General features: G+C 33.6%; 10 protein-coding genes. 9 read left to right on the top strand and 1 reads right to left on the bottom strand.

What is annotated here, in order from left to right; all coding sequences use genetic code 11:
* Nucleotides 1-129 precede the first annotated feature (129 nt).
* The 7 genes from BAU17_RS00680 to BAU17_RS00710 all read left to right on the top strand — a co-directional run bounded on the left by BAU17_RS00680 (nucleotide 130) and on the right by BAU17_RS00710 (nucleotide 5,342).
* Entirely contained in the window at nucleotides 130-930 is an 801-nt protein-coding gene (locus BAU17_RS00680; RefSeq protein ID WP_161900888.1) for an SDR family oxidoreductase, read from the top strand.
* An 11-nt stretch (nucleotides 931-941) separates the two neighbouring features.
* Complete coding sequence (locus BAU17_RS00685) at nucleotides 942-1,352, top strand: PTS sugar transporter subunit IIA (RefSeq protein ID WP_161900889.1); 411 nt, start codon at nucleotides 942-944, stop codon at nucleotides 1,350-1,352.
* Nucleotides 1,352-1,840, top strand: a complete 489-nt coding sequence (locus BAU17_RS00690; protein WP_161900890.1) for a mannose/fructose/sorbose PTS transporter subunit IIB — start codon at nucleotides 1,352-1,354, stop codon at nucleotides 1,838-1,840. The genes BAU17_RS00685 and BAU17_RS00690 overlap by 1 nt, the downstream gene beginning before the upstream one ends.
* Before the next feature lie 15 nt (nucleotides 1,841-1,855).
* A complete protein-coding gene (locus BAU17_RS00695; protein ID WP_161900891.1) occupies nucleotides 1,856-2,662 on the top strand; it encodes a PTS mannose/fructose/sorbose transporter subunit IIC in 807 nt (268 codons plus the stop codon).
* A gap of 13 nt (nucleotides 2,663-2,675) precedes the next feature.
* The gene (locus BAU17_RS00700) at nucleotides 2,676-3,521 is read left to right on the top strand and encodes a mannose/fructose/sorbose PTS transporter subunit IID (protein ID WP_161900892.1); all 846 of its coding nucleotides are present in this window, start codon (nucleotides 2,676-2,678) and stop codon (nucleotides 3,519-3,521) included.
* 18 nt (nucleotides 3,522-3,539) lie between these two features.
* A complete protein-coding gene (locus tag BAU17_RS00705) occupies nucleotides 3,540-4,769 on the top strand; it encodes a zinc-binding dehydrogenase (protein ID WP_161900893.1) in 1,230 nt (409 codons plus the stop codon).
* A 261-nt stretch (nucleotides 4,770-5,030) separates the two neighbouring features.
* Nucleotides 5,031-5,342: an MGMT family protein gene (locus BAU17_RS00710; RefSeq protein WP_161900894.1), complete on the top strand. Its 312-nt coding sequence runs from the start codon at nucleotides 5,031-5,033 to the stop codon at nucleotides 5,340-5,342.
* An 81-nt stretch (nucleotides 5,343-5,423) separates the two neighbouring features.
* Here the strand turns inward: BAU17_RS00710 and BAU17_RS00715 are convergent, their stop codons facing one another.
* The gene (locus BAU17_RS00715) at nucleotides 5,424-6,629 is read right to left on the bottom strand and encodes a multidrug effflux MFS transporter (protein WP_161900895.1); all 1,206 of its coding nucleotides are present in this window, start codon (nucleotides 6,627-6,629) and stop codon (nucleotides 5,424-5,426) included.
* A gap of 762 nt (nucleotides 6,630-7,391) precedes the next feature.
* On the opposite strand from BAU17_RS00715, the gene BAU17_RS14145 reads away from it, so the two are divergent.
* Both BAU17_RS14145 and BAU17_RS00725 read left to right on the top strand, forming a co-directional pair.
* On the top strand, nucleotides 7,392-7,778 hold the full coding sequence (locus BAU17_RS14145; protein WP_237579057.1) for a hypothetical protein: 387 nt from the start codon (nucleotides 7,392-7,394) through the stop codon (nucleotides 7,776-7,778).
* 731 nt (nucleotides 7,779-8,509) lie between these two features.
* The coding region (locus tag BAU17_RS00725) for an HNH endonuclease (RefSeq protein WP_161900896.1) at nucleotides 8,510-9,529 on the top strand (1,020 nt) is incomplete at its 3' end.

Genomic DNA, 9,529 nt, shown 5'->3' on the forward strand with positions numbered 1-9,529 from the left:
CTACTTTTTTATTTACATTTTTCACATTTGTGATTTGTAAATAAAAAAGTTGACAAACGCTTTCATGAGTATTATTATGTGATTTATAACGAATGTTAAATTTAAATCACAAATGTTAGGAGAGGTAATATGGATTGGTTAGAGTTAGAAGGAAAAACAATTATTGTCACAGGAGGTTCTTCAGGTATAGGTGCAGCAATTGTACAAGAACTTTGTCATTTAGGTGTGAATGTAGTAAATGCAGATGTTAGAGAAGGTAATTTTAATCATGAAAATTTATTTTTCGTTGAAACAGATGTGACTTCGAGACATTCCGTTGAAAACGCTATCGATGTGGTGATTGATAATTTTGGAAATATAGATGGGGTAGTAAATAATGCGGGAATTAATATTCCAGCATTATTGGTTGATGAAAGACAGACGGAAGGAGGAAAATATGAAATCAATGATAAGTTGTTTGAAAAAATCATTGATGTAAACCAAAAAGGTTTATATCTGATGAGCCAAGCCGTCGGTAGAAAACTAGTACATCAAGGTAGTGGTGTAATTATTAATATGTCTTCTGAAAGTGGGCTGGAAGGATCTGAAGGACAAAGTGCATATGCAGCAACCAAAGCAGCCGTAAATAGCTATACTCGATCGTGGGCTAAAGAATTGGGAAAAAAAGGTGTACGAGTAGTAGGAATTGCTCCTGGAATTATGGAGGAAACAGGATTACGAACATTAGCATATGAAGAAGCTCTTGCATACACTCGAGGTAAAACAGTCGAAGAATTAAGAGAAGGTTATAGTCAAACTAGCACGATTCCACTAGGAAGAAGTGGGAAATTAACAGAGGTAGCGGATTTAGTGGCGTATTTATTGTCAGACCGTGCTAGCTATATTTCTGGAGTCACAATAAATATTGCAGGTGGAAAAACGAGAGGATAGGTGAAGAAGTAATGACTAATGTACTTTTGGTAGCTCATGGAAAATTAGCTACTGAAATGAAAAATTCAGCAGAAATGATTTTCGGTGAATTGCCAAACTTCTATCCCATAGAATTTTTAAAAGAAGATGGTTTTGATTCAATTAAAGAAAACGCACTTAATATTTTAGAGCAGTTAGAGGGGGGGACTTTAGTTGTAGCTGATTTATTTGGTGGTACACCTTTCAATGCTTGCTGTGGTCTGGCTATGGAATACCCAGAAAAGGGTATTGAAGTTCTTTCAGGAATGTCTTTGCCTCTTGTCTTAGAAGTAGCTGCGATGCAACATGCTAAAGCACCACAAGAAATTATTGACTATTTACTATCAGTTTGTGCCAATATGGTAAAACGTTTTGTTATTGAAGAAGAGGAGGATGAATTTTAATGGACATTCGATTGGCAAGAATTGATGATCGACTAATTCATGGACAAGTTGCAACTGTTTGGGCAAAAGAAGCAGGTGCAGAAAGAATTATTGTAGTAAGTAAAGAAGTAGCTGGGGATCAAATTCGTAAAACATTAGTAAAACAAGCTGCACCTCCAGGAATTAAAGCAAATATTGTTGATGTAGATAAAGCTGTAAGGGTCTACAATAATCCTAAATATTCAAATGAAACCGTTTTTTACTTATTCACGAATCCTTCTGAAGTTCTAGAAATGATTGAAAAAGGTGTACCTATTCAGTCGGTAAATATTGGTGGGATGCAATATCAGACTGGTCGTGTACAAGTGACCAAATCAGTTTCTGTGGAACAAAAAGATGTGGATGCATTTAGAAAGTTATCTGATTTAGGCGTAGAGCTAGATTTACGCGTAGTAGCAACGGATGCCAAAAGTGATTTTGAGAGTAAACTGAAAGAAGCTGGTTTTTAATTAGGAGGGATAGCGATGGAACTATCAATTGTTCAAATTATCTTGGTTTTTATCTTTTCAAGTATCGCTGGGATGGGAAGTGTATTAGATGAGTTTCAAACACATCGCCCAATTGTAGCATGTACAGTTATGGGGCTCATATTAGGAGACCTAACGACAGGGATTATCTTAGGTGGAACGCTCGAATTAATTGCCTTGGGATGGATGAATATTGGTGCAGCACAATCTCCAGATTCAGCTTTAGCAAGTACAATTTCTACTATTCTAGTTGTAGTTGGTAGTCAAAGTATTCAAAATGGAATTGCAGTCGCTTTACCAGTTGCTGCAGCTGGGCAGGTGTTGACAGTATTTGTACGTACGATGACGGTTGCTTTTCAACATGCTGCAGATAAAGAAGCCGAAAAGGCGAATTTTAAACGTATCATCTTACTTCATTTCAGCGCACTACTTATGCAAGCGATGCGTGTAGCAATTCCTACAACTATTGTTGCTGCTTTTGTTAGTGCAGAAATGGTTGAGAATATGTTAGAGGCTATTCCAGATGTAGTGACGGGTGGATTAGCAGTTGCTGGTGGGTTTATTGTTGTTGTTGGTTACGCAATGGTTTTAAATATGATGAGCGTAAAATACTTAATGCCGTTTTTCTTTTTAGGATTTATTTTAGGAGGATATTTAGATTTTAGCTTATTAGCTTTTGGAATTATTGGATTAATTATGGCTTTGATATACATTCAACTAAATCCTAATTTCAATCAAAAAAATATTGTAGCTAGCTCTACAGGAACAACATATGATGATTTAGATGACGAATTAGAAGACTAAAGGAGAATAGCAAATGGAAAATAATAATCAATTGTTAACACAATCTAAAATTACCAAGCAAGATTTGATTCGAACGTTTGTTTATTCTAACTTTCAACAAGCGTCGTTTAATTATGAACGTATTCATGCATTAGCCTTTTGTGTAGATATGATACCAACGATTCAACGTGTTTATGATACAAAGGAAGAGCAAGCAGAAGCACTAAAAAGGCATTTAACCTTTTTTAATGTGACACCAGGTATGTGTGGACCAGTTATCGGTGTCACTATGGCGATGGAAGAAGCTAAAGCAAGTGGGACAGATATTGAGGAAGGAACTATTAATAGTCTAAAAGTTGGGTTAATGGGACCTTTAGCTGGTGTAGGAGATCCTTTAATATGGGGAACGTTACGTCCGATAACAGCTGCACTAGGGGCTTCGATTGCTTTAACTGGAAATATTATGGGACCTATTCTCTTTTTCTTTGCTTTTAATGCAGTTCGTTTAGCAATGAAATGGTTTGGACTAACTTATGGATTAAAAAAAGGATTAGATATTGTTACCGATTTATCTGGAAACTTATTGCAGAAATTAACAGAGGGGGCGACAATTTTAGGGCTGTTTATTATGGGGGTCTTGGTAACGAAATGGACCACGATTAATGTTCCTTTAGTGATCTCCAAAACGCCTGGAGAAGATGGAACAGAAGTAATTACGACAGTTCAAAATGTTTTAGACGATTTAGTCCCAGGATTATTAGCCTTAGGGTTAACCTTGTTAATGATGCGTTTATTAAAGAGAAAAGTTAGCCCAATCGTATTAATTTTTGCCTTATTTGCGGTTGGAATTATTGGCTATGCTTTCGGTATTTTAGGATAAGACTAGGAGGAGTGCAATATGAAAACAAAAGCAGTACGATTATATGGAAAAAATGATTTACGTTTAGATGAGTTTGAATTACCAGAAATTAAAGAGGATGAAATATTAGCCTCTGTCGTTACAGATAGTATATGTATGTCTACTTGGAAACTAGCAAATCAAGGCGAATCACATAAAAAAGTACCAGATGATATTGCCACGAATCCTATTATTGTCGGACATGAATTTTGTGGTGAGATTTTAGAAATTGGAGAAAAGTGGAAAAATAAGTACAGTGTAGGGGAACGATATGTTGTTCAAGCGAACCTGCAATTACCAGATCGTCCAGATTGTCCAGGATACTCTTATGCATATACAGGAGGAGACGCGACATACATTGTCATTTCCAAAGATGTTATGGAACAAGACTGTCTCATTCCATATAAAGGAGAAACCTATTTTGAAGGTTCACTTATTGAACCATTATCGTGTGTTATCGGAGCATTTGAAGCTAATTATCATTTAGTTGAAGGTAGTTATGAGCATAAGATGGGTATCAAACCCGATGGAAATCTGTTGATAATGGGTGGGACGGGTCCAATGGGCTTATTAGCAATTGATTATGCATTACATGGTCCAATTAAACCTAAAAATATTGTAGTAACTGATCGTAACCCAGAAAAATTAGAGCGAGCAGCTAAACTTTATCCTAGCCAAAATGACATCACTGTAACTTACGTCAATGTAGCGGATGTAGAAGATCAAGTTTCATTATTAAGAGATACTGTGGAAGAACAAGGATTTGACGATATTTTTGTTATGGTTCCGGTACCTAGCGTAGTAACCGATGGATCAAAATTATTAAATTCAGATGGATGTCTAAACTTCTTTGCAGGTCCCCAAAACAAAGATTTCTTTGCGGAAGTAAATTTTTATGATATTCATTACTCATTCATGCATTATGTTGGTACATCTGGTGGTAATACAGAAGATATGCGTAAAGCTGTAGAATTGATTGAAGATAAGAAAGTTCATGTAGCTAATGTTGTAACACATATTTTAGGTTTAGATGCAGTTGCTGAAACAACAATGAAACAGCCTGAAATCGGTGGGGGTAAAAAACTAGTTTATACTCATAAAGAAATGCCTTTAACTAAACTGAGCAGTCTAGATACTGATAGTGAATTATTTGCAATTTTAGAAAAAACAGATGGTATTTGGAGTAAAGAAGCGGAAGAATATATTTTAAAAAATCAAAAGGATATTTAGAAAATTGATAAATGCAGTACAGTGTATGATTAACAACGAAAGCATTCGACCTTTAAACTAGTTGAATGCTTTTTAAATATCCTATTTTAAAATAGTTTTTGTATTGGATGAATGATACTATAATTATAAAACACTTCTTAAGTTAACGAAAGTTACTGGAGATTCATGAAATTCATTCTGTTTTGTACGAAATTCGGTACAGATGTATTTTTTTGAGCCACTAATATATAAACAATAGATACTAGAAAGCGAGGAAAATCAATGAAACGTGTGTTAGATGAGGATTTGATTTATGAGGTTCTGTCTGTTGTAGAAGAAATACCAGAAGGTTGTGTGGCTACCTATGGACAAATTGCCAGTTTGATTGGTAGAGATAAAAATGCTCGACTGGTTGGTAGAGTTCTTAGCATGTCCAAGTATTATGGCGAATATCCGTGTCATCGTGTGGTGAACCATGCCGGTCGACTAGCTCCCGGTTGGCTTGAACAAGCTAGTTTGCTACGTGATGAAGGAGTTTCTTTGAAAGATGACCAACATGTAGATTTGAAGAAGCACCGATGGGATGGGGAATGATTAAACAAGACCCTTGCTAAGAAAATCTTGGCAGAGGGTCTTGTTATTATCTTATTTTAGTGTATATGAAATCTGCTACTATTATTTCCCCTCATGTTTTACCACTGATTGAATACTGACTAGAGCAATTATCAGCAGCACCAGACAAAATATAGATAGAACAAGAATGGAGCCATTATGCAGAATACTAATCAGAAACGTACAGATACTGACGATAATGTAGTACCCAAGACTTAAGAAAGCACCCGCAGTCCCAGCAATACTTGCAAATTTTACAAGAGCAAGACTCAGGCAATTTGGCAAGGCCATCCCTACACCAGCTAATAAGACAAAGATGCCGGCAATATATAAGAAAACTTGAAGCATGCTAAAAGGAATCAACGCAGGGATTGCTAGCAATAAAGAGCCTACAATCGCTAGTTTAATGCCTTTTGCAATGATGATTTCTGGTGCTGATTTTTTAAGCCCTTGATTTGATAACCAAGCACCGAAGATTGTTGCCGTTGCGACAATGACGCCCATGAATCCATATTGACTTTGCGTTAAACCAAATTTTTCAATAAAGATAGTCGGTGCTTCTGAATGATAACTGAAAAGAATCCCGTTGAACACCCCAATTAATAAGCCAAATGTGAGTGTATATCGGTCAAACAACATCGTTTTTCCAACAGAAAGGACTTTTTTTGTATCCATTTTTTTAGATAATGAGCGACTCGTTTCAGGTAACCCTTTAAGACTCCAGAATAGTAAAACAATCCCCATGAATAGCAGAAATGAAAAGACTGCTCGGAATCCGTAAAACTCACCAAGAAATCCGCCAATTAATGGACCAATAGCCGGTGAAAAAGCGAGTGCTGCTGAAATTTTGGCAAACAATTGATGACGTTCATTGCCACTATAATTATCACGTAAAATTGTTTGTGTCGTTACAGATCCTGTGCTAGCACCAAAAGCTTGCACAAATCGTCCGACAAAAAACAAGTCAATTGTTTTAGACATGAGACAGACAATACAGCCAATCACATATACTAGAATACCAAGATTCATGGCTTTTCTTCTGCCAAAATAGTCTGAACCAATACCCCAAAAGAAGACACCCAAGGCAAAGGCAACAAAGTAAATACTAAGAGACATTTGCGCAATATTCAATGGCACCCCATAATTATGAGCAATTTCTGTCAAAGATGGTGTATAAATCGTTTCGCTAATTTGTGGAAATCCAACTAAACAAACAAGTAAAGCCAGATTAATTTTTTTATTTTGATTCATTTCGATGTTTTTTTCCAAAGTAAAAACCCCTAATTCTATTTATTTATCTGGGAAAAAAACATCCTTTACAGGGAAATGGTGGGATCATGACCTTTATCCAATTATAAAAGTTCATGTAAACACCTCTTTCTTTTGATTTTTAAGTGTTTTTTGTTTCTTTAATTAGTAGTGTAGCATGGTTGTTTGGAAGGAGCAAATTGGTATAGGGAAGTAAAACCTGAAAATTTTCTGAGACTTTTTCAAAAGTAACAGTATATTGGTAGAATATAAAAGTTATGTTTTGACAAAAGAAATAAATTATAAAAGTACTAGAAGCATATTATCTTTGCTGTATAGGAACTGAGATGGATATTATGAGCTATCTTTTAAGTAAAGAGCACTCTGTTGATGTTGAAACAGAAGAGAACAATTGAAGTTTTGAAAAATGTAATGAGTTTGCTAAAGAAAATAATATGGAAGAGCTTTGTAATATCTATGAAGTTTTTGGGTTAGAACAAGATACGATAATAATTTATCATAGTTTTGTGAGGCAATTGATACAGGATTAGTAGTAGTTTGAAGAACTTAAAATAATCTACAAAGAAACAGTAATACGAAGTGTGATTTTACATTGTTCAGAGAACTCTAGATAGATTCTTTCAATAAAATGATCTAAAACATTTAATCGAATCAAATAAAAAGATTGGAGAAAAAGAGCGTTTTGTTGCTAACATCTAATTTTTCTTACTTGTAACCGTAAATCCAAAAGAATTGATTTGAAAATTAGAGAGGAGAAAAAATATGTTATCCGAAGAACAACAAGATGAATTAACAAAAATGCTATTAATCCCGATTAATGCTGATAAACTTACAACATCAATTAAGAAAAAAGGTAGTACAATGATAAGTCCTCAGATATACAAAGGTGTAGAAGACCTTGATATGTCTGATTTATTAGTTGACTTTTATGAAACTATTTATAAAGATATTTTGTTTCAGAATAAAACTGGTAAAAATAAAGTATTAGGGAAACTTGATAAAAAGATGGATTTTAATATAAATGTATTTGTAAATTCTTCTTTTACGGGGGATACAATGAATTCATTTAGAACAATTGCTGGAAAAGTAATTAAAGTATTAACTTATGGATGGCAAACCAATCAAAAATCGTTATTATATGCCAGATGATTCAGAGTGACGACTACGTTTAATATTGGATAGTGACGTTAACGATTCTACTAAAAATTCATTTTATAAATTTTATAATTTATGCCATAGCTTAGCTAACTTTTGGATAATACCTAAAGCCATGAGTAGAGAGAGCGCAAAAACAATTTTTATAGATAATGTTGAGTTTAAGACACAAGATTATATGAAAAAATTTTTGAATGAAATTAAGAATGATTGGGATGATTTGAAAAGACAAAAATTATTCAGTTTTTATTTTAAAACTTTTGATGATTACAGTGATTTTATAGAAAAATATTTCATTACTGAAACTGATTATTTATAATCTCCAAAAGATGAAACTGGTCAAAATGGCTCATTAAACGAAGATAACGTTGTTGATATTGCTTCGGTATGATAAACGCAATCGAAAATAGAGATGTACTATTATCAAAATATGCTGGACAGTTATGGAACTTACTGGGGAATATTTCAACTGATAATTAATCTCTCATAGAGTAAAGTAGATAAAAGATAGGTGGTGGCAAATATCCAGGTATGTTTGTCATAGTCTTCAGTGGTTACCATATGATAAAAGTTGTTCGAATGTAAATAAATAGATTGTCAGTTTATAAACTTAAACTCAGAACATTCTAAGCGTAAAATAATTATGAAATCAGAGCAGCTACAAACGTTTAAATATAAGTTATTATGAGTATTTGATAAAAAATAAATTGAGGGTGAAAATTTGTATGGATAATATTATTGAATTTGATAACCTAAGTGCGTCTGCATTAATACCAGGAAATATTTATAAAGGAGGTAATAAGGGAAATATAGGTGATGATCCTTTTACTAGTCTTTTAGGGGTAGGTAATTCAGGAGGGATGAGGCCAAAAGTCAATCAAGATGGGAAGTTAGCATATATTGTTTTAATAAGTAATTCATCCAATCAGCATGAGTATCCCGATGAGTTTGATTCATCTAATAATCTATTAACTTATTATGGTGATCAAAGAAAACCTGGCAAGCATTTTGCAGAAACCAAACATAAGGGGAATATAAATATAAAAAAACTATTTGAATTGTCCTATAATGGTGATTCAATAGAATTATTTCCATGCTTTTATTTCGAAAAAATTGAAGGAAAAGGTCGAAATTATAAATATATTGGTTTGGCATATCCATTTGTTAAAAACAAGACTTTTGAAGAAGTTTGTCACATTCTAAATATACAGAGTAAAACTGGAAGTATTAATAATTATAAATTTCTATTTACGGTAGATTCGAAAACGATAGTTACAAGAGAATGGTTAAATTCCTTAGTTAAGAATCAAACAGATATAAAAAAAAGTGCTCCAGCATCATGGATTAATTTTATAAAAGATAGAAGTATAGAATTATTTAGTGACAAAGATAGTAATGCACTTTATAACAACTATATAGAAGAAAAATCAGAAGTTTATAGCACTGGGAATACTAAAAGAGAAGCTAACTCAAGAATTGGTCAATCTTTAGTTCGAAAGGCGGTTTTGAATAAGTATGATAAATGTCAATTATGTGGAATAAACTATCGAGAATTACTAAATATATCACATATTATTCCATGGAATGAGTCTGATACAGAAGAAATAGTCAAACAATTTGGAGAAAATACAAGAGGAGACATTGATAATATATTACTATTATGCGCTAATCATGATAGATTGTTTGACAGAAAACTAATTAGTTTCGATGATACAGGAGGTATACTAATTTCTAATAAAATAAAT

The organism is Candidatus Enterococcus willemsii (genome assembly GCF_009933335.1).
Classification (GTDB): domain Bacteria; phylum Bacillota; class Bacilli; order Lactobacillales; family Enterococcaceae; genus Enterococcus_F; species Enterococcus_F willemsii.

What these genes read in the sequence shown, in the direction of transcription:
- BAU17_RS00705 (WP_161900893.1), top strand. Translation starts at nt 3,540, where the DNA reads ATGAAAACAAAAGCAGTACGATTATATGGAAAAAATGATTTACGTTTA.
- BAU17_RS00680 (WP_161900888.1), top strand. Translation starts at nt 130, where the DNA reads ATGGATTGGTTAGAGTTAGAAGGAAAAACAATTATTGTCACAGGAGGT.
- BAU17_RS00685 (WP_161900889.1), top strand. Translation starts at nt 942, where the DNA reads ATGACTAATGTACTTTTGGTAGCTCATGGAAAATTAGCTACTGAAATG.
- BAU17_RS14145 (WP_237579057.1), top strand. Translation starts at nt 7,392, where the DNA reads ATGTTATCCGAAGAACAACAAGATGAATTAACAAAAATGCTATTAATC.
- BAU17_RS00695 (WP_161900891.1), top strand. Translation starts at nt 1,856, where the DNA reads ATGGAACTATCAATTGTTCAAATTATCTTGGTTTTTATCTTTTCAAGT.
- BAU17_RS00710 (WP_161900894.1), top strand. Translation starts at nt 5,031, where the DNA reads ATGAAACGTGTGTTAGATGAGGATTTGATTTATGAGGTTCTGTCTGTT.
- BAU17_RS00690 (WP_161900890.1), top strand. Translation starts at nt 1,352, where the DNA reads ATGGACATTCGATTGGCAAGAATTGATGATCGACTAATTCATGGACAA.
- BAU17_RS00700 (WP_161900892.1), top strand. Translation starts at nt 2,676, where the DNA reads ATGGAAAATAATAATCAATTGTTAACACAATCTAAAATTACCAAGCAA.